We start from the raw sequence: 21,222 nt of genomic DNA, 5'->3' as shown, positions 1-21,222 counted from the left end.
GGCGACCGTCGTCGACACACCCGAGGAGGCACCCATGCCCGCGAGCGCCGCTTCCACGCCTCGTACGCTGACCGCCATGGACGACGATCAGGGGCCGAACCGCCGACGCAACCGCCGCGGCCAGGGTGCGCTTCTGCGCGACGACATCCTCGCCGCGGCGACCGCGCTCATCGAACGCGACGGACACTCCGGTGATGTGACGCTGCGCCGGATCGCACGCGAGGCCGCGATCACCGCGCCGTCGATCTACGCGCACTTCAACGACCTCGACGACATCCTCGACACCGTGCTCAACGGCTACTTCGACGACTTGCAGGCGGCCATCGCGGCCGCCGCCGCCGAGGAGAGCGAAGCGGACCGGGCGCTGCTCGCGGGTTGTCGGGCGTACGCCCGGTTCGCCATGGATCGCCCCGGCCGCTACCGCGCGCTGTTCCACCGGATGCGCCCGCCGAACCCGGATCCGGCCGAACCGGTGCCCGCGATGCCCAGTCGGATGGACGTCTTCCAGACCCTGATCGACGCGATCGCGGCCGCCGCGGCGGCCGGTCGCTCGGCCGCGACCGACCCGTTCGAGGACGCGTTGGCCGTCTGGGCCGCGATGCACGGCGCGATCCTGCTGCGGATGACCGCGCCCGTCTTCGACTGGCCGCCGCTGACCGACTTCGTCGACACCCTGGTCATCCGCACGGCGCGGCTGACCTGATCCGCTCCCGAGGCGCCGTTTTTCGAACCCGATCGATCCGTGGCCGACCGGTATGTCCACTCTCCCGGGCGTCACCCGATCCGGGCGTGCCATCCCGGGTCCGGACATGGAAGGGTGTCCTCACGGATCGAATCCAGTTCGAGAGCAGGAACGCACCATGGCTGACGAGACACCCGCGAACGAAACACCCGAGGAGACGGCCGTCGAGGCCGCCGAGCCCGAGACGCCCGAGGACGAGACCAAGCGCAAGTTCCGCGAGGCACTCGCCCGCAAGCGCGGCACCAAGACCGACGGCACCGGCGAGGGCCCCGGCGGCGACGGGTCGAAGATCCACGGCGCACACGGGCCCGCCGCACAGCAGCGCTCGTTCCGCCGCAAGAGCGGCTGACTCGGACCGCCCACGGCCCGAACCGCATCCCGATTCGGCCCGAAACGCACCACCGAGGGACTGCCTTCGCCGGGTTACCGAGCAGTAGGATCGCCAGATCTCATGGCATGCCTCCTGCCCGCCCGGCGAAGGGTTCCCCGTGTTCGACTACGACGTCCTGGTCATCGGTTCGGGTTTCGGCGGATCGGTCGCCGCGTTGCGGCTGACCGAGAAGGGCTATCGGGTCGGCGTCCTGGAGGCCGGCCGACGCTTCGCCGACCCCGACTTTCCCAAGACGTCATGGCAGTTGCGCGACTTCCTGTGGGCCCCCGCGCTCGGCCTGACCGGCATTCAGCGCATCCACGTGCTCAAGGACGTGGTGGTGCTGGCCGGAGCGGGCGTGGGCGGCGGTTCGCTGAACTACGCGAACACCCTGTACGAGCCGCCACAGCCGTTCTTCGACGACCCGCAGTGGGGCCACATCACCGACTGGCACGCCGAACTCGCGCCGTTCTACGCCCAGGCCAAGCGCATGCTCGGCGTGGTGGTCAACCCGCACACGACCCCCGCCGACGAGCACATGAAGGCCGTCGCCGAGGACATGGGCGTGGGCGACACCTTCCATCTCGCGCCGGTCGGCGTGCTCTTCCCCGAGGAGGGACAGCGGCCCGGCGAGGACGTGGCCGACCCGTTCTTCGGCGGGGTCGGCCCGCGCCGGACCACCTGTACCGAGTGCGGCTCCTGCATGACCGGCTGCCGGGTCGGCGCGAAGAACACGCTGCTCAAGAACTACCTCTACCTGGCCGAGCGGGCCGGTGCCGAGGTGCACGCGGAGCGTACGGTGCGCCGGGTCCGGCCGCTGGGCGCGCGGTGGCACGCGGACGGGTCCACCGGCGGCTACGCGGTGGAGACCGTGCACAGCGGCCCCGCGACGGCGCCTCGTTCACCGCGTACCTGGACCGCCGAGCAGGTGGTGTTCGCCGCCGGCACCCTGGGCACCCAGCGCCTGCTGCACCGGATGGCGGCGGAGCGTACGCTGCCGCACCTGTCCGGCACGCTCGGCCGGCTGACCCGGACCAACTCCGAGGCGCTGGTCGGCGCGGTGGCACCGACCACGGGCGTGATCGACGCGACCCGCGGGGTGGCCATCACGTCCTCGTGGCACCCGGACGCGGACACCCACATCGAACCGGTCCGCTACGGCAAGGGCTCCAACGCGATGGGGCTGTTGCAGACGCTGCTCACCGACGGGGACCGCCCCCGGGTGCGCCAACTCCTGCGGAACGCCCTGCGGAACCCGGCCCAACTGCGGCTGCTGAACGTGCGCAACTGGTCCGAGCGGGCGATCATCGCGCTGGTGATGCAGTCCCGGGACAACTCGCTGACGGTGTACCGCAAGCGCGGCCTGTTCGGGCGCACCAGGATCACCACCCGGCAGGGCCACGGGGAACCCAATCCGAACTGGATCCCGGCCGGCCACGAGGCGGTCCGGCGGATCGCCGAGCGCCTGGGCGGCGTGGCCGGCGGCACCTGGGGCGATCTGGCCAACGTGCCGATGACGGCGCACATCCTGGGCGGCTGCGTGATCGGCGACTCGGCCGAGACCGGGGTGGTCGACCCGTACCAGCGCGTGTACGGCCACCCGGGCCTGCACATCCTGGACGGCTCGGCGGTCAGCGCGAACCTGGGCGTGAACCCGTCCCTGACCATCACCGCGCAGGCGGAACGAGCCACCGCGATGTGGCCCAACCGCGGCGACGCCGACACCCGCCCCGCCCTGGGCGCCGGCTATCGCCCGGTCGCCTACACCCCGCCGATGGCCCCGGTGGTCCCGGCGAGCGCGCCGGCGGCCTTGCGACTGCCGATCGTGGAAGTGCGCTCCGGGCCCGTCCCGCCGCGCGACTGACGCCGACGAGCAGCCCCGGCGACGCGGCGGACCGACGCGGAGCGGGATTCGGCCTCCGCGCGCAGACCCGTCCGGTCACTTGAGCAGGTCGGACGGGCCGGCGACGTCGACCAGCGACATCTCCACGTGCGTGACGCCGGCTTCTTCGAGCCGGTAGGCGATCTTGCGCAGCACGATCGCGACGTCGCCCCAAGTCGCGGCGCTTCGCGGGTAACAGGACACGGTCATCCGCTCGTCCGGTTCCCCGTAGGGCGGGGTCGGGCCGGGCAGGACGCGCACCAGCATCACCTCGGTTTCGAAGGAATGGCCCTCCGCCCGATCGGCGCCCAGCACGTCCCCGACGAGGTCGGTCAGTTCCTCCCAGTCGCCCTGCCAGGGGTGGGTCAGGGCGAGACACAGGGCGCCTTCGCTCATCTCCCGACCGCCGAAAGCCGGATCCCCGGGACCGGGGACGGGCCGAGCGGGCGCGCCGCGCAGTCCGAACTCGGCGACGAGGCGCTCGTGGTCATCGCCGAGGTAGATCTCGCGAGCCCACTCGTCGCGGCTCCGCTCCTGAAGCGCGTATTGATCCGTGTCATCCGTCAAGTCCCATCGGTACGGCCGGAAGAACCTGTCCACCCGCACGAAGGCCTCCTCCGCCGAGACGCCGAAGACCTCCACGATGCGCTCGGAAATACGGGCGAGGCGCCTGTCGTCGTTGGAATCGACGGCGGCGGAATACTGACGCACGTTTTCGCTCCGATTCAAATCGCGAGGCACGCGCCTCGGGCTGAGCCGACAATACCTGACGCCAAGCCGGAACAAGGTGGCCCCCGAGCCCTACGGGGCTCGGGGGCCATTCCCGGTGCAAAACAACCTCTACACGAAGTAGAAGCCTGCGAACCACCTGTTGAAGATCATGGCCAGGATTGCTGTCAGCACGGCAATCTGATGGCCCTTGACGACCGGACGCTCGCCATAGTCCTTGTAACCGTCCGGGTTCATGAGCATCGGACCTTCGATGTAGTCGTAGTTGCCCGTGCTCCGGCCGCTCCGGCCCTTTTTGACGGTGTCCTCCCAAGCGGGTCCGCCCGATTTCGGATACGTCACGTGAGTATAGGTCTCGAGCTCCGATTTTTTGACCCGGTACATGAGCACGACACCCCGGTCTCCGGACCTCGCCAGCTTGCGGGCCCAGTTGTCGGCCTGCGTTTTATCGTTCGTCACATAGAATCCGTCACCGAAATCACGCTCGCGGGTCTTGAACTGCGGGTCGATTCCGTTCTTCAGAATGTTGTCGAGACTTCTTTCCGTCGTGGCATGGAAGAGCCAGATGTACTCATCGGCATCCTTCTTCTGCTTCTCCTCGCGGTCCGCGTCCTCGAACTTGCGCGGATTCGGGCGCACGAACTTCTTCGGCATCATCTTCGGCGTCGGCGGCGGCGCCTTCTTCGCCGCCACCGCCACCGCGTCCGTCGCGTTGTCGGCGACCCGGTACGTCGTCGCCGCGTTGCCGGCGATGGGGATCGCGCCCGCGGCCGAGATCGCCGCGTTGACCCAGTCGCCCTCGGCGGCGTAGAGACCCGCGTTGGCCAGGTCCGCCGCTTCGCCGATGACCGGGACCATGCCCGCCACATCGAGAACCACGTGGACGACCGGGGCGACCTTCTGGACCGCCTTGACCGTCTTCTTCGCCCACTTGGGCATGCCCCAGAGCCCGGACGGATCCGAGTAGTAGAGCGGGTTGTTGTAACCGTAGATGTAGGGGTGGAGCTGGAGCGGGTCGCCGGTGTCGATGACCGGGTCGACCGAGATGAACCGACCCAGCGAGGGGTCGTACATCCGCGCGCCCAGCAGCGTCAACCCGGTCGTGTCGTCGACCTCGCCGCCGACGAAGCCCTTTCTGTCCACCCAATTGGCGGGCGCCGCGCCGCGCGTCTCGCCGAACGCCGTCATCTTCCGGCGCTCGACCGGCATGCCGGGCTTGAGTGCCACCGCGATCAGCGACGACTGGTGGTGGTCGGTGACCATGGCGGTGAGGCCGCCGGTCGGGCCGGTCGAGCGGACGACCGTATGGGCGCCCTGCTGCGAGTAGTACCGCAGACCGGCGACCGATCCGTCGGGCTTGGCGGTGACCTCGGTATCGCCGAGGAACAGCGTGGAGCCGGTCGGGGTACGGCGGATCAACCGGTTGCCATCGACGTCGTAGGCGAATTCGCTGGTGCCCTGGACCGAGTCGACGACCTTGCTCAGCTTGCCGTGTTGGTCCCAGGCCAGCGTCTGCGTCGCACCGTTCACCCGGCGGGTTTCGGTGTTGCCGAGCGCGTCGTAGGTGTAGGTGTCCTGCTGCTGCGATGGCTGCGCGGCGGTCGTGGTGACCGAGAGCAGGGCGTGGTTCCTACCGGGCCCCTGCTGGGCGTAGGCATAGCTCCGGGTGACGTCCTTGGCGGTGTCCCCCGTGACGTCGAACCGCTTTTCGCCGACCCGGTTCCCGATCGCGTCGTACGAGTACTCGCGGTAGTACGGGTCCGGGCCGCCGACCGTGCCGCCGGGGCCGCGGGTCGGTCCGGTGGCGCACTGGTTCGTCGACGTCCACGTCTCGGTCAAAAAGCGCAGCGGGGAGTAGTTGAAGCACTGGACGTCTTCGACCGTGGAACCCGAAGTCCCGCCCGGACGGCGGTCCTTCAGATAGGTGACGTTCCCGGCCTTGTCGTAGCCGTAGGAGGTGTCGCCCAACCAGTGCCCGGGGGCCTCGATGTGGTTGGCGGTCTGCTTCAGCGCGCCCGTGGCCTCGTCGTAGGTGTTGGTCGTCCACAGGCGGTTCGGCGCACTGCCCGCGGCGCTGCGCAGCACGTTGCCGAACGCGTCGTAGGTGGTGTCGGAGGTGTACCACGCGAGGCCGGAGGTGCTGACCGGCATGCCGTCCGCGTTGTAGCGGAAGACGAGCTTCTCCTGCGGGAGGCCGCCGGCGGCGGGAAGCACGACCTCCTTCGGCGCCCCGGTGTCCGTGTAGGTGTAGCCGTACCGGTAGTCGCCGGCCAGTTTGCCCTCGGTGGCGGGGATCTTGATGGTGCGTCCGGTGACCCGGTACGCCAGGTCGTAGCCGCCGATCTCCTCGGAGTACGGCTGACCGTTGGTGTATTGCGTGGCCTTGCTCAGCAGCCCCTTGGCACCGGGCCCGTCGTAGGCCCATTCGCTGACGATCGGCCCGTTCGGCGTGCCGGTGCGGATGGTCGTCTGCCGGCCGATGGCGTCGTAGGCCCGGACGAGCACGACACCGCGCGCGTCCGTCGACGACGTCTTTTGGCCGAGGTTGTCGTACGTGAACGTCGAGCGGCCCTTGTCCGGGTCGTTCGTCTCGATCAACCGGGTTCGCGAATCGTACTTGTACGTCCACTCGTTGCCGAGGGCGTCCGTCATCCTGGACGGGTTGCCCCGCAGGTCGTACTCGTACTTGGTCTCGCTGAACTGCGTGCGCGTGGTGTCGGTGAACAGGTCCCGCTTGACGATGCGGCCGAGGGCGTCCGTCCACTGGCGCGAGGCGATCCCGCCGGTGGGCGGGATCTCGATGGTGTAGTCGCCGCCGAATTCGAAGCGCGTGGTGTTCGCGCGGACTCCGGCGTTCCAGGTCTCCGCCGTCGTGGCACGGCCGAGACCGTCGTACTTCTTCTCGGTCCAGGACGGGATCTGCGTCCACGACGTCGGTGCGTAGACCTTGTCCGACGGCTCACCGGACACCAGGTACTTGGCGTTCTCCCGACGGACGTCGCCGCTCGGGTTGTACATGACGTCGGTGACCACGCGCCCCGCGCCGATGGCCTCGTTCTGGGTCTGACGTTGCCTCAGCAGGCCGTCGTAGAAGGTCTTTCCGACGCTGTAGGAGCCGTCGTCGCGAACCGTGCGGGAGGTGACGACCGATGCCTCGGTGCCGGTGACGGAGTACGAGTACTCGATGCTCGGCGACCGGTTGCCCGACGAGCGCTCGGGCATCCAGACCTTGACCAGGCGACCGAGCGGGTCGTAGCCGGAAACGGTCACCCGGGTGTTGGGATCGGTCTTGTCGAGCGCGTGTCCGCGCCCGGGCTCGAACGTCGTCGTGGTCGCGTGGCCGAGCGCGTTGGTCACCACCGCCGAGGTCGGGCTGTCGTTGCCCTCCGGGGTGTAGGCGGTCGTGGTCGGCTGACCGTTGGCGTCGAAGCTCTTGGTGACGCGCCCGAGGGCGTCGTACTCGGTCCGCGAGTCCTCGATCCGTCCGGTGCCGTCGGTCGATGTCGTCTCGGTGCGGGTGGGGCTCCCCCGCGTCGGGGCGACGCCGTAGTCCGCGCCGTCGTAGGCGGTGCGCGCGTCGGACATCACCCGGGTGGGACCGGCTGTGTCGATGTCGGCGCAGACGGAGGCGAACGACCGGATGCGGTCCGCTGTCCCGATCAGGTTTGCCGAGAGGTTGTGCAGGTACGTCGTGACCGTGCAGGTCTCGTCGCCCTGGACGGTTGTGTCCCCGGTCGTCTCCACGCGCAGCGGCAGCCCGTGGACGGGGTCGAACTCGAGCGTTCTGGATCCGGTGGAGCGGACCCGACCGCCGCTGACGGTCTCGTAGTTCGTGGTCGAGGCGATCGAGCCCTGGTACATGTCCAGCGCGGGCGCGTCGGTGCGCGGCTGGGTCCCGGTCTTCCTCGACCACGGAACGGTCACGGTCCGCGAGGCGACGGCCTGGCCGTCGGCCTGGTACTTGATCGTTTCCGCGGTCTGGCCCTGGTACGGGGGCAGGTCGTCCGCGATGACGGCGCCGGTGGAGTCCTTGACCTGGGCCACGCGGGTGCCCGACGGCAGCGGGTCGCCGTGCATGCCGCGGAAGAAGCGGGTTTCGCTCAGCCCGGCGACGGTGCCCTCGTCCGAGGAGGTCTTGCCGGTGACGACCTGGACGCGTCCGTAGCCGCGCCACAGGCTCCAGGTGCGTTCGGCGGCCTTGGTGAACTCGCCGTCGTCCTTGGCCCAGGCCGCGCCGTCGAGGTAGCGGTAGCCGGTGACCTTGGCGGGGGCGCCTCCGACGTAGTCCTCTTCGGAGATGTTGTCGACGACGTACTTGTTGAACCACTCGATCTTCGGATCGTCCGCGCTGTCCGGGGACCAGAACACCGGGTAGCAGCGGGAGGTGTTCGCCTGCGGCTCCGGCTTGGTCGCGCCCGGGGTGCACGCCGGGTCCGGCGCGGAGTACTTGACGACGAGGCCGCCGCCGGTCTCGGTGAAGATCTTCTCGACCCGCAGGCGGTTGAACGGCGGGCGGGCCTCCCCCTGCTTGGACTGCCGGTTGGGCATGTCGACGGCGTTCGCGTGGAACGTCACCGGCGGAAGCGAGGCGACCGTGCCGTCGGACGCGTGGCCGGTGCGCCGGATCGAGTCGAGCCAGGCCGGCGGGTTGGTGTCGTAGCGGGCGTCGAGGAAATTGTGCTTCAGCTCGAAGACGTCCACCGGGCGGTACTGGTTCGATCCGGCCGACTTGGCCACCTCGGTGGTGATCGTGGTCAGCCACTTGCGGGACCAGAACGTCGGGCCACCGGTGTAGCACTTGCCGGTGTCCTTGCACATCGCGTCGACCGGAGTGTCGGGCCAGTGCAGCGCGTCCGTGGAGAACTTGGTGAACTTCGCGTCCGCGCAGTCGAACGTCTCCGACACCAGGCAGCGCTCGCCGACGGTGAACGAGACCTTCGCGGGAGCCGGGCGCGAGTACACCGCGTCCGTGCGCAGCCCGTACTCGATCCGGTCCAGCCAGCCGCCTCGCACGTACGGCTTGGGCTGGTCGGTCTTGCTGTTCTTGGCGTACCAGTTCTTCTCCTGCTTCCAGTACAACGCCATCGCGTTGGAGTGGGTGTCCTCGACGTAGTCGAGGTTCCATCGCCACGCCTGGTCGCACGCGGAGTTCTCGAACGCCGTCTGGTGGCACGGCTCGTCCGACTGGTTGCCGAAGACCGGCACCGTGAACACCGAGTCGGTCGTCGCCTTGCCGTTCGCCCAGCCCGGCAGGCGGTTCAGGCCGAAGTGGTACTTGCTCCCGTCCGGCGTGGTGACCAACCAGTACTCGCCGTTGTCGTCACCGTTGACCGCGCCGAACTTCTGTTCCACGCGCGTGCCGTTGTCCGACGTGGGCTTCCACGCCTTGGTGGTCTTGTCCTTCACCAGCGGCAGCGTGGAACCGTTCAGGGACATCACGGCGTTTTCGCTGCCCCAGCACAGATCGCCGGTGTCCTTGGCGTTGTTGCCGTTGGTCTTGTCGTCCGAGCAGCCTCGGTACGTCCGTTCGATGTAGCCGGGGTGGTAGTCCCAACCGTCGCCGACCCACGACGCCTGGTTGTTCGTGGTCGAGGTGCGTCCGTCCACCGACTGGGACGAATACCCCAGCGACACTGCCGGCTTCGGGCCGGCCGCGACCGGCGGCACATCGATCCCGTAGTCCCACGAGAACCCGCCCGACGATCCACCCGCGGTCCACTTGCCCGACGGCTGGAGCGAGGTGGCCTGGTAGTCGCCCGCGTCACCGGACTTCCCGCCGGTGGCGGCCAACACCACCGAACCGCCGGACGACGCGGCCATCGCGGCGACTCCCGGCGCGGCCGGTGCGGGCGGCGCGACCGTCGCGGTGACCTCGTTGAGGACACCGTTGTTGACCGAGCCCAACTCCACCGCGTCCGAACAGCCGGGCGCGTCGGGGGTGGTGAGGAAGCACTCCGGGAACTGCACGAGCTTGAGCCGCGAACCCCAGCCCGCGCCGTACAACTGCTCGAAGGCGTCGTACTTCAGCTTCAGATCGACCGCGGTCGCGCCGGCCGACGGCTCCAGCTTCATCAGCACGCCGTCCAGGCCGGCCGCCTCCGTGGCGGCGCGCGTGGACACCGTCACCGTCCAGGTCCCGGACGGCGTGTCCGCCGCGGTCGCGTCGGTCGACGCCGCGGCCGACTTCGCGGCCGACGACCCGGATGCCGGGGACCCGCCGGCCGGGCCGAGCCAGATCGGCAGGTTTCCCGCCCGCTGCATCGCGGCGGAGCCACCACCGGGCGCGGAACCGCTCGCCTGCCGGGCGCCGTTGCCGGCGCCGATGACGATCTGCCCGCTGCCGCCGTCCACGGGCGTCGTACGTGTCGGCGCGTACTCGACCTGCGTTCCCGGCGCCACCGGAAGCTTGAACTCGGCCGTGCTCTCCGTACCGGGAACCGGCTTGTCCTTCTGCAACTCCGGTAGTTGCACGCCGGACCGGGACGGCGCGCGGGCGGCCATCGCCTGCGCCGGCACCAACGTCACCGTCAACAGCGCGGCCACCGACGCCGCGACCATCCGTGCGGGGCGCCCCTTCCCACCCGGGCCACCACCGCCCACCAGACCGCCCCGCTCGCGTCGACCGCGAGCCCACCCCAGACCGACCACGCGAAAAGCCCCCCAGAAACGCGGGCACCACAAACAGCCCCGCAGCCACACGAGCGCCGCCGATCATCGCGGATAAATCGACGCCGAAGCAATAGGCCGGCAAAGCGGAGGCAATTGATGTGACGGCCGTCACCGGCTTCCGAATATTTGTGTGGCGAAATCTCTCCCTGCTTAAAACCGAACATGTGGGAATTAAAAGTGCCAACTATTTATTTGCCTCAATCATTGCTCTTCGCGGATGAATTGCGCATCCCCAAGGGCATCGAAAGCATATGATTCGGACAAAGTATTTCACCGGTCAAGATCCTTTCTTTCCCGGGGCTTCGAGCCGTCGGAGCAGCGAAGCGACGATAGAACGTCCGAATTTCGACGCTCCCGAGCCTGCCGAAGACTGCCTTTAGGAAATGTGCTGCTTTGGAGACATGACAGCGGTCTCCGCTTGGTCCATGCTGTGACCCGCATGTCCGCGCCTCGGGAAGTGGGGACGCGGATCCTTTAGCCGTGCGCGCCTTTTTGGTTACGCGCGCGGCCCTGGGTGGGTTTGTTCGGTCGCGGCGACGGAGTCGTTTCCAAGATCGCGGGAATAAGGGGGCGGCGCGTGTCGCAATTGGCTGGGCGTTTGCGATGGGCGGCCGGTCGGCCGCGAAAGCGGGTCGGTGCTGCGGTCGCCGCACTGGTGGTCGCGGCCCTGGGGGCCGGATCCCTGGTTCTGTTGGACGAAGGCGGCGGCAATCCCCGCAGGGCGGCGGAGCCGGCGGCCGCACCGGTGCGCGTCGATGAGAACGCCGCCCAGCGCCGCGCCCGCGAATCCGGGAAGCCCGTCACCGTGGAAACCACACTGACGGCGACCGGGACGACGGTGGCCAACCCGGACGGGTCGTTCAGCCGCACCGAGCGCGTGCTTCCCATCCGAGTGAAGAACGGCGACGGCTGGGCGAACGTCGACCCCACACTGCGGCGAACCGGCGCCGGGTACGCGACCACGTCCACCACGACCAAACTCGTGTTCGCGGCCGGAGGTTCGCCTGCCACGACCCGGCCCGAACCGCGACAGGCGCCCCGCCGCCCCGCCGCGGCACCCGCGGCCGAAGGCGCACCGGCCGCGGGCGCGCCCGCCGACGGCAAGCGGCCGCACGACATCCAGTCCACCGGCGGCCCGCCGCACGGGACTTCGCCCGGTGTGCCCCCGGTCGAGGGGAACACACCTGCGACGCCCCGGGAGGCCGGGCCCACCCCGGGTGGACCGGCGACCGTTCCCCCGGTGGTGACCGCGTGGCCGGTCGGACCGCTGGGCCCCATTCCCGTCGATCCCGCCTGGGACCGGACCCCCCTGCCGGACGGCGCGTTGGTGCGGATGACCACCGGTGAGGGGCGTACCTTCACCGTCTCCTGGCCGAACGGACCGCTGCCCGCCGCACAGACATCCGGGAACCGGGCGGTCTATCCGAACGTGCTGCCGGGCGTCGACCTCGTCCTGACCGCTCGGGACGGCGGTTTCTCGCAGGTCCTCGTACTCAGGACCAGGGACGCCGCCACGCACCCGAAGTTCGCCGAGTTGGCGCTGCAACTTTCCGCCGTCGACTTGGCATTCAAGCACGACGAGTCCGGCGTCACGCGTGTCGTGGACGCCGCGGGCGGTGAAGTGGCCGCGTCCCCGACGCCGTTCATGTGGGACTCCGCCGGCCACACACCGGACACCCTGTGGGGTCAGCGTCAGGCATCCTTCGCCGCCGGACCCGCGCCCGCTCCTCCGGACGCCCCCGAACTCCCGGGTCTGCCGGCTCTGAACGGCCCCGAACCCGGCACCCACGAGGCGGTGGTCGGGTCGAGCCTGGAGGGCGATCGCCTGCGCCTGACGCCCGACCGGAAGCTGCTCGACAACCCGGACACCGTCTTCCCCGTGTTCGTGGACCCCTCGTTCTGGGGCCACTCGGCGGCCTGGACCCTGGCCTACAAACCGCACCCCGGCTCGTCGTTCTGGATGGGCGCGAACTACAACGGCGGCACCACGAACGCACGCGTCGGTCACGAGAACACCACCGGCGGCACCGCGCGTTCGTACTTCCGCATGTCGTTCGACCCGAGCCTGCGCGGGGCGAACATCTCCGCGGCGACGTTCCGGGCGCTGGAAGTGCACTCGTGGTCCTGCTCGGCACGGCCGGTGAGCCTGTACCTGACCGGGCAGATCAGTTCCTCGACCACCTGGAACAACCAACCCGCACAGTACAACCAACAGCAGAGCGTCAACGTCGCCAAGGGCTACAACGCGTCCTGCCCGGGCGACTGGGTCGGCTTCAACGCGCGGAACGCGGTCGACCAGGCGAAGAACAACGGCTGGGGCGACATCACCTTCAAACTCCAGGCGGACAGCGAGACCGACACCTACGGTTGGAAGAAGTTCGACGTCAACCCGAGCCTGGAAGTCATCTACTGGCGCCCGCCGAACCCGCCGACCGACATCTCGATCTCGCCGGGCGGCGCCTGCCGGACCACCGAGCCGTACCCGGTCGTCGGCATGACGGATGTGACGATCAACGCGCGCGCCACCGACCCCGACGGCGACCTGCGCCGCATCTGGGTCACCGTCGACTCCAGCGCGGGCGGCGAGCGCGTGCTGTTCGGCTACCTCGACGTCGACGGACAGGGCTGGATCCACCACCGCATCCCGATGGACCGGCTCCAGGACGGCGCGACGTACTCGTTCCGGATGCAGGCCAACGACTGGACCGGCGCCGACTCGGACCCGGGCGCCGTCGTGACATGCCACTTCAGGGTGGACAAGGCCGCCCCGAACCCGCCCTCGGTCACCTCGCCGCAGTACCGGGCCGGCAGCGACAACGCGTGGCCCGAGGGCGCCGACTACGGCACTCCCGGGGACTTCACGTTCGCCGCCAACGGGTCGAACGACACCACCGCGTACGCCTACAGCTTCGACACCAACCTGCTGGACACTCGCGTCGCCGCGCCGTCTCCGGGAGGCAGCGTGACGATCAACCACACACCGGCACACGCCGGTCCGGTGCAGCTGTATGTCAAGGCGCTCGACACCGGCGGCAACTGGTCGAGCCAGACCGTCTACACGTTCTTCGTCGAGCCGCGCGACGAGGTCGACGGGCCGATGGACTTCACCGGGGACCGCATCCCCGACCTGGCCGCGGTGGACCCGAACGGCAATCTGCGGATCCACCCGTCGTTCTCCGGCGGCCGGCTCAACCAGTCCATCGACGCGGTCAAGAACGACGACGGCAGCGGCAACCCCGGCCGATCCCAAGTGCCCGCGGGCCACTTCAAGGACGCGTTGACCACCTACCACGGCGACTGGTGGGGCGGTGACGGGTTCCAGGACCTGGTCGCGCGCATGCCGGACGGCAAACTGTGGATCTACCCCGGCAACGGCCGAGGCGGCGTCGACACCGAGGGACGCATGGAACTCCTGTTGCCCGAGGGAGCTCCGGCCCCGCAGGACCTGACCCAGATTCTCGCGATCGGCGACGCCACCGGGGACGGGCTGCCCGACATGCTCGCCACGACCGCCGACGACCTGTGGGCTTTCGACGGCTACACCGGCGCGTCACTGCTGACCGCGCGCAAGGTCAAGGCCGGCGGCATGGGCGCCTACACCATCCACGGCGCGGGTGACATCACCGGCGACGGCACGTTCGACCTGCTGCTGCGTCAGAGGGCGGGCGACGGCAAGTTGATGCTTCGGCCCGGCAAGGCGCCCGCCGCCGGCACCGGTACCGATCTCGCGCGCCTTGGCGACTCCGGCGACGACACGGCGTACGGCGCCGGCGGCTGGCAGGCGTCCGCCGTCGCCTGGATCACCGCGATCCCGGACGTCAACGCCGACGGCGTCCCCGACCTGTGGGTCGGCGCCACCGACGGAAACCGCTACCTGTACCCGGGGGGCCGCACCGTGCACGGCCCCCGCAGCAACCTCGACGGTGACGCGTGGGACTACTGCGCGACCTTCCCGGGCGCGGCCGGCGGTACGCAGAAGCTGTGCGGACCGATCCTCGACAGGTACCTCGCGCTCGGCGGTCCCGGATGGGCGGTGCCGTCCACAAGCACCACCGCCACCCCGGTCAAACCCGGCAAGTACGTGCACTTCCGGTGGCCGGGCGGGAGCATCGACACGGCCTCGATCTACTGGAGCCCGGAGACCGGCGCCCACGAGATTCACGGCGGTATCCGAGGCGAATGGGAGGCGCGGAACTGGGAGAACAGTTACCTCGGGTTCCCGACGTCGGACGAGTACGACGTCTCCAACGGTCGGCGAAGCGATCTTCAGGGCGGCTACATCCGCTGGAACAAGGCCAACGGTTTCAGCACGGCCTACACCTATGGCGGTGAGACCCCGACGACGCACAACTCGCTCGGAGGCGACTTCAACGGCGACGGCAAGGCCGACATCGCCACGATCGTCGACTACGTCAACTGCGCCGCGGGCCTGTGGACCAACGTGGGCAACGCGTCCGGCGGCTTCGAGGCCCCCTTCGAGTCGTGGACGAACCCCACGGGCTGGTGGTGCGTCGACTCCGCGAAATACGCGACGGGCGACTTCAATGGAGACGGCCGCGACGACATCGGCGCGCTGTACCGGTACGGCGACGGGCGAGTCGCGCTGCACACCAAGCTCGGGCGTTCGGACGGCGGGTTCGTCGACGGGCCGATGAGCTGGGAACAGGCGTCCGGCTTCGACTGGGATCGCACCACGCTGCTGGCCGGCGACGCGAACGGCGACCATCGCGACGAACTGCTCGCCGTGTACGGCTACGCGGACGGACGCATCGCCTACCTCACCTTCCCGTCGCGGGTCGACGGCGGATTCGACGCCCCGGTCAAGGGCTTCGAGTTCGTCAACCCCGGCTGGTGGTGGTACGAGAGCGCGCGTTACACGGCGGGCGACTTCAACGGCGACGGGCGCACCGACATCGGCGCCGTCTACATGTACGACAACGGCGACGTGTCCGCGATGACCGCGCTCGCCAACCCGAACGGCACGTTCGCCGCCCCCGTCGCGGGGTGGGGGGCTGCCGGCGCCGGCTGGAATCGGTCGGCCGTGCAGCTCACCGCGGGCGACGTCAACGGCGACGGGCGCGCCGAGATGGCCATGATGTACGGACACCCCGGTGACAGAATGAGTCTCTACACCTTCACCACCGCGTCGAACGGCCTGTTCGGCGCCCCGGTGATGAGCACCGACACGGGACCGAACAACTGGAACACCAACAACTCGGTCGCGTTGATGGGGGACGTCAACGGGGACGGGCGCGCCGACATGTACACCATGTACAACTACCGCACGACCCGTTGGACGGCCTTCACCTTCCTCGGCCAACCGACCGCCGGGTTCGACAGCGGATCCGTCGGCTGGTCCGTGCCCTGGGGGAAGTGGTAACCGCGACGGCCGGCGGTCGCCCTCGACCGCCGGCCCATCGCCGTGCCCCCGGCCCGCCTCGCGCGGCCGGGGGCACGGCCCTGTCGACGTCGGCCGGCCGAGCCGGCCCGTGTCCCGGCGGATCTCGGTGGGTCCGCCGGACAGGACCTAGCCTCGATACAGGTCCCGCGCCGCTCGGGATTCGGCGGCCCAGTGGTGCGCGTTCCAGGTCTCGGCGATGTCGGCGGCCCGGTCGAAGTGCTCGGTCGCCTCCTGCTCGCGGCCCAGGAAACGGGCGAGTTCGCCCAACGTGTGGGCGGGCGGCCGGATCGCCAGGGACACTCCCGCGCAGGCCGGCGCGGCGTCGTGCAGGGGCGACAGGGTCGGGTAGAGCGCGGCGGCCTCGTCGTGTTCGGCCAGCGTCACCACCGCCGCCGCCCGGAAGGTGGACATCAGGGTGTGGAAGAAGTCCGCGCGGATCGGCTCGACGGACGCGCGCATCGCCCGGGCCTGTTCGATCCGCCCGTCGGCGGCCGCCGTGAGGGCGCACAGGTCGGCCACGAACGGACCGAAGCCGGCCAGGATCTCCGGTGCCTGCGGGGCCAGTTCGGCAAGTCGGCCCTGGCTGAGCCGAATCGTGGCCAGGGCCAGCCAACGCAACCCGAGCGCGTGCAGCGAACCCTGCGCGATCATCGGCTCGGTGGCCCGGAGGTATCCTTCCTCGGCCTCCTCGAGGCGGCCGTCGATGTGCGCGAGGGCGGCGAGCGCGCACGCGCCGACGCCGATCGCCTCCGGCATGCGGTACGCGTCGGCGATCGCCACGCTCTCGTCCACCAACCGGCGGGTGGTCTTCGCGTCGTTCAGGTCGGCCGCGGCGGTGGCCAGGCTGAATCGGGCGTACCAGCGGTGCACCGGCAGGTCGAACGCGTCGGCGAGGCGGAGCAGTTCGCCGGTCGACGCGGCTCGTGCCGGCGCGTCCGCGCGACTGGACAGGTTGCCGGTGAGGGTGGCCAGCGTGAGCGCGCGCAGGTCGGGATCGCCCAGGTCGGCGGCCAGCGCGACGGCCTCCTCGGCCAGTGCGCGCGGGTCCGGATCGACCCGCTCGCCGACCAGTTCCCCGGCGTAGCCGTTCAGCAGCCGGCACCGGGTCTCCGGGGTGAGGTCGGTCCGCGCGATCAGCCGGCGCAGCGCCGCCACCACGCCGAGGTCCAGGACCCCGTACGGCCGGCTCTGCCACGGCGTGGGCACCGTCCAGGCGGTGAACGCGGCGATCGTCAGGTCGTCGCGACGCGCCGACTCGGCGGCGTCGAAGGCGCGTTGCCGGGTCTGCCGGGCCGCCGCCACGTCGCCCGCGCGCACCTGCGCGCGCAGCAGCCGGCCGAACAGGTCGGCGCGCCGCGCGTCCCCGTCGCCCGGGGTGTCGGCCGGAATCCGGTCCAGGCACTCCAGCGCGCGGGTGAGCAGGGCGACCGCGGTGTCGTGGGCGAAGCGGCGCTCGGCCAACTCGGCCGCCGCGATACCCGTCTCGACGGCCCGCGCGGCGGTGGCCGCCGTGGCCGCGTTGCCGTAGTGGTGGGCCAGCGCCGAGACGTCGCGAGTACCCAGGCGTTCCAGCGCGGCCGCGATCCGGGTGTGCATCCGGGTCCGGCGCAGCCCGCTCAGGTCCGCGGCCATCGTGTCCCGCACGAGCGCGTGCACGAACCGGACCCGGCCGGCGGCCGGTTCGGTGAGCAGGCCGGCGATCAGGCCGGCGTCCAGCGCGTCCAAGACGCCGCCCTCGTCGACTTCGGCCGCGTCCACCAGCACGTCCACATCGGCCTCGCGGCCCACGACCGCGGCCAGGCGCAGGACGGCGACGGCGGGTTCGGGCAGCCGGGCCAGCCGGCGGCGCAGCACGTCGCGCACGCCCTCGGGCACGTCGGAGAGCGCGACCAGGGCGCCCTCGCTGTCCAGCAGGCGGGCGCTCTCCCGGACGTAGAACGGGTTGCCGCCGGTGCGTTCGGCCAGCGCGGTGATCGTCGCGGCGTCGACGGGGGCCTGCGACACGGCGTCCACGACCCGGGCCACGGCGGCCTCCGGCAGGCCGGCCAGCGCCAGGCGTACGGGTGAGCGGCGGGCCAGGCCGGCCAGCGTCTCGGTGAGGCGCCCGTCCGCCTCGTCCGGGCGGTACGCGGCCACCACGAACAGCGGCGCGCCCGCGGCGTCGCCGTCGGCGCCGGCGGCGAGCAGGGCCAGGGTCTCGGCGTCGGCCCGGTGCAGGTCGTCCAGCAGGATCGCCAACGGTTGCCGTCGGGCGGCGGCGGCGAGCCAGGACCAGACCGCGCGGTGCAGCCGGAACCGGCCCGCCGAGGTGTCCTGCCCGGAGCCGACGCCCTCGTCGTCGCCGAGCAGCGGTGCGAGCGCGGCGGCGGCCTCGGGCGGCGGCGGCACGATCGCGGCGATCGCGCGCAGCGCCTCCACCCACGCCCACGCGGGCGGCGCGCCGTCCACCTCGGGACAGCGCCCGGTGGCCACGAGCAGTCCGGCCTGTTCGAGTCCGGCACCGAGCCGACCCAGCAGCGCGGACTTCCCGAGCCCGGCCTCGCCGGTGACCAGCGCGACGCGCAGGCCGGCCGACGCGACGCTTTCGGCCTCGCCCAGCAGTGCGGCGAGTTCGTCGTCCCGGCCGACGAAGAGCTCACCGCTGACGCCGGGCCTCGGGTCGCCGGCGGGTCGCGAGTCGCCGGCGGCGGCGATCGCCTCGGACGGCGGGCCCGCGGTCGGGCCGGCCGGATGGTCGCCGGAGGCGTCTTCGGCGCCGCGGGCGCCGGTGACGGTGCGGTCGGCGCGGGCGCCGGTGACGGTGCGGTCGGCGCGGGCGCCCCGAGCAGGGTTGTCGACGTGGGTCCCGCTCCGACCGCCCTCGGGATGTGCCGCACCGGTCGCGGCGGGCCCGGCCCCGGGGCGGCCCGGTGCCCGGTCGGCCTCCGGGCCGGGACCCTCGACCGCCGTGTCCGCCGGCCCCGTCGCCGCGCGCAGGACGTGCATCCGTCGGCCCAGGATCGCCGCCTCGACCTCGGCGAGCGCGGGGCCCGGGTCCAGGCCGACGTCGGCCGCCAGCACCGCGCGGGCCCGGCGCAGGGTGGCCAGCGCGTCCGCCTGGCGGTTGCCCGCCCACAGCGCGAGGGCGTGCAGCCGCCAGGCCTCCTCGCGCAACGGGGCGTCCCGGGCGAGTCGCTCGGCGTCCGCCGCCGCGGCTGCCGCCGCGCCCGATCTCAGCCCGGCGGCGATGTGCAGCTCCCGTGCGCTCAGGTGCAGTTCGCTCAGCCGCGCGGCCTCGGCCAGGGCCCACGGCTCATCCGAGGCGGCGGCGAACGCGGGGCCGCGCCACAGCGCCAACGCCGTCTCGACCAGCGTTCGGGCCTCGACCGGTGCGGCGTCGAGCCGCTCGCGCGCGGCCCGGAGCAGGCGTTCGAAGCGCCACGCGTCCACCGCGTCGTCCGGGAGCCGCAGCGCGTATCCGGGCGCCGCGCTGACCAGGACCGTGGCCGGTGCCCGCCGGGCCCGACCCGGTTCGAGCAGGCGACGCAGGTTGGACACGTACGCCTGGAGGGAGGTGACGGCCTGCGCGGGCGGCTCGCCGCGCCACAGGTCCTCGATCATCCGGTCGATCGACACCACCCGCCCGCGCGCGGCCACCAGGAGCGCGAGTACGGCACGCTGGCGCGGACCGCCCAGGGGGACGGTCACATCGTCCACGTCGGCCTCGAACGGCCCGAGCACGCGCAGGTACACCATTTCTCCCCCATCCCGGTCCCTCGGCACGTTCGGCGGCGAGCCGGTCGCCGAACAACCCCGCCGGACGGCTCCATGTTCCTTCCAGGATTCCTCCAAGACGGCCGGACCAGGCTATGAGCATGCCCGGCGGCACCGCGCCGAGGGCCCACCGAAGGGATCCACCACCATGACCGCCTCGCCCGTCACCCCCGCGTCCGCCGGCTTCGACACCCGGGACATGGTGATCGTCCACCGCGGGCTGCGCCGCGAATCGCGCCTGCTGGTCGAGTTGATCGCCGCCGTCGAGCCGGGCGACACCGCCCGGGCCGAGGTGCTCGCCGACCACTTCGACCTCTACCGGCTGGGCCTGCACGGCCACCACACCGGCGAGGACGAACTGCTGTGGCCGCCGCTGCTGGCCCGGGTCGACCTGGAGGCCGACCTGGTCCTGCGGATGGAGGCCCAGCACGAGCGGGTGGCCGGCTCGCTGGCCGCCGCCGAGGAACTGGTCCGGGCGTGGGCGGCGAGCCCCGGCGTCACCGAGCGGGACGCCCTGGTCGCGGCGCTCGCCGAGCACCGCGCGGCGCTGATCGAGCACCTCGACGAGGAGGAGACCGAACTGCTCCCCCTCGCCCAGCGGCTGCTCACCGCGGCTGAGTGGCACGCGATGGGCGAGCACTTCGTGGAGACCACGCCCAAGCCGCAGATCCTGCTCCTGCTCGGCGTGGTGCTGGAGGACGCCGAACCCGCCGAGCGGGCGACCATGCTCGGCGGGCTCCCGCTGCCGGCCCGGCTGATCTGGCACCTGGTCGGCCGCCGCATGTACGCGCGCACCGTCCGTCGGGTCCGCGGCTGAACCGGTGTGCGTCGCCTACGCCCGCACGGCGTGCCCGTACCGCCCTGCCTGGCCTTCCAGCCCGGGCCGCCCGCGCGGCCCGCGTGCGGCATCCGGCATCCGTCGCCCGTCGCCCGACGGCCGACGTGCGACAACCGGCAACCGGACGCCGGCAGCCGACGGGTGTCGGTACCGGCCTCGGGCGCGCGATCGTGGCCGATTGGGTTGGATGGGCCCATGACCACCGCTCTCGCCCTTCATCCCGCCCCGAACCACCCCGAGTTGCTCGCCGACCCGGTGGCCGGCGCCCTGGCCGATTGGCCGGCCGAGTCCGCCGGGCTGGTCGAGGTCGCCGCGATCGACCCCGAACTGGCCGATACCGCCGCGTTCTGCGCCCGTTACGACGTGGCCCCGGCCGACAGCGCGAACTGCGTGGTGATCGCGGCCAAGCGCGGCGGCACGGTCACCTACGCCGCGTGCCTGATCACCGCCACCACGCGAGCCGACGTGAACGGCCTGGTCCGCCGACACCTGGACGCGCGCAAGGCGTCGTTCGCGCCCGTGGAGGAGGTACTGGCCGCGACCGGCATGGAGTACGGCGGAATCACCCCGATCGGCCTGCCCGCGGACTGGCCGATCCTGATCGACGCCGCCGTCGCCGCACACCCGCGCGTCGTGGTCGGCTCCGGGATCCGCGGCTCCAAGCTGTGGGTGCCGGGCCGCCTGCTGGCCGAACTGCCGGGCGCGCAGGTCCTTCCCGACCTCGGCGTGCCCCTCGGCTAGGGCCAATACCAGTGACTTTGGTGGGGTTCGGTCGTTGGGTGGGTTGTGCCAAGGCCTGGGCAGGTGAAGTCGTCGACGGGAGAGCGGTTCTCGGATC

General features: G+C 71.2%; 9 protein-coding genes. 6 read left to right on the top strand and 3 right to left on the bottom strand.

Annotated features, from left to right (window positions below; all coding sequences use genetic code 11):
- Positions 1-76: 76 nt before the first annotated feature.
- The 3 genes from ACWCPW_RS19860 (at position 77) to ACWCPW_RS19850 (ending at position 2,976) form a co-directional block, all read left to right on the top strand.
- On the top strand, positions 77-703 hold the full coding sequence (locus ACWCPW_RS19860) for a TetR/AcrR family transcriptional regulator (protein ID WP_449762883.1): 627 nt from the start codon (positions 77-79) through the stop codon (positions 701-703).
- Positions 704-860: 157 nt separating this feature from the next.
- Positions 861-1,091, top strand: a complete 231-nt coding sequence (locus tag ACWCPW_RS19855) for a DUF5302 domain-containing protein (RefSeq protein WP_449762882.1) — start codon at positions 861-863, stop codon at positions 1,089-1,091.
- Positions 1,092-1,230: 139 nt separating this feature from the next.
- Positions 1,231-2,976, top strand: coding sequence for a GMC oxidoreductase (locus ACWCPW_RS19850; RefSeq protein WP_449762881.1), 1,746 nt, complete (start codon positions 1,231-1,233; stop codon positions 2,974-2,976).
- A 75-nt stretch (positions 2,977-3,051) separates the two neighbouring features.
- On the opposite strand, the gene ACWCPW_RS19845 is transcribed toward ACWCPW_RS19850, so the two are convergent.
- Both ACWCPW_RS19845 and ACWCPW_RS19840 read right to left on the bottom strand, forming a co-directional pair.
- Positions 3,052-3,705 carry a hypothetical protein gene (locus ACWCPW_RS19845; protein WP_449762880.1) on the bottom strand — a complete coding sequence of 218 codons (654 nt, stop codon included), beginning with the start codon at positions 3,703-3,705 and terminating at the stop codon, positions 3,052-3,054.
- Positions 3,706-3,834: 129 nt separating this feature from the next.
- On the bottom strand, positions 3,835-10,281 hold the full coding sequence (locus tag ACWCPW_RS19840) for an RHS repeat-associated core domain-containing protein (RefSeq protein WP_449762879.1): 6,447 nt from the start codon (positions 10,279-10,281) through the stop codon (positions 3,835-3,837).
- A gap of 688 nt (positions 10,282-10,969) precedes the next feature.
- Between ACWCPW_RS19840 and ACWCPW_RS19835 the strand changes: the two genes are divergently transcribed.
- Entirely contained in the window at positions 10,970-15,772 is a 4,803-nt protein-coding gene (locus ACWCPW_RS19835) for an FG-GAP-like repeat-containing protein (RefSeq protein ID WP_449762878.1), read from the top strand.
- A 147-nt stretch (positions 15,773-15,919) separates the two neighbouring features.
- Here ACWCPW_RS19835 and ACWCPW_RS19830 read toward each other — a convergent pair whose 3' ends face one another.
- Positions 15,920-19,528 (bottom strand): BTAD domain-containing putative transcriptional regulator, encoded by a 3,609-nt coding sequence (locus ACWCPW_RS19830; RefSeq protein ID WP_449762877.1) that lies wholly within the window; start codon positions 19,526-19,528, stop codon positions 15,920-15,922.
- Between the two features lie 166 nt (positions 19,529-19,694).
- Between ACWCPW_RS19830 and ACWCPW_RS19825 the strand changes: the two genes are divergently transcribed.
- Positions 19,695-20,363, top strand: a complete 669-nt coding sequence (locus ACWCPW_RS19825) for a hemerythrin domain-containing protein (protein WP_449762876.1) — start codon at positions 19,695-19,697, stop codon at positions 20,361-20,363.
- A 216-nt stretch (positions 20,364-20,579) separates the two neighbouring features.
- Complete coding sequence (locus ACWCPW_RS19820; protein WP_449762875.1) at positions 20,580-21,125, top strand: YbaK/EbsC family protein; 546 nt, start codon at positions 20,580-20,582, stop codon at positions 21,123-21,125.
- The last annotated feature ends 97 nt before the right edge of the window (positions 21,126-21,222 follow it).

Source organism: Embleya sp. NPDC001921, assembly GCF_053594475.1.
The sequence above is the reverse complement of the archived record's forward strand: the minus strand, read 5'-3'. Positions and strand labels throughout refer to the sequence as shown.

Bases quoted from the DNA above. Each gene is read 5' to 3' on its own strand.
- ACWCPW_RS19840 (WP_449762879.1), bottom strand. From the start codon at position 10,281: ATGGTCGCGGCGTCGGTGGCCGCGCTGTTGACGGTGACGTTGGTGCCG.
- ACWCPW_RS19860 (WP_449762883.1), top strand. From the start codon at position 77: ATGGACGACGATCAGGGGCCGAACCGCCGACGCAACCGCCGCGGCCAG.
- ACWCPW_RS19825 (WP_449762876.1), top strand. From the start codon at position 19,695: ATGACCGCCTCGCCCGTCACCCCCGCGTCCGCCGGCTTCGACACCCGG.
- ACWCPW_RS19820 (WP_449762875.1), top strand. From the start codon at position 20,580: ATGACCACCGCTCTCGCCCTTCATCCCGCCCCGAACCACCCCGAGTTG.
- ACWCPW_RS19855 (WP_449762882.1), top strand. From the start codon at position 861: ATGGCTGACGAGACACCCGCGAACGAAACACCCGAGGAGACGGCCGTC.
- ACWCPW_RS19830 (WP_449762877.1), bottom strand. From the start codon at position 19,528: ATGGTGTACCTGCGCGTGCTCGGGCCGTTCGAGGCCGACGTGGACGAT.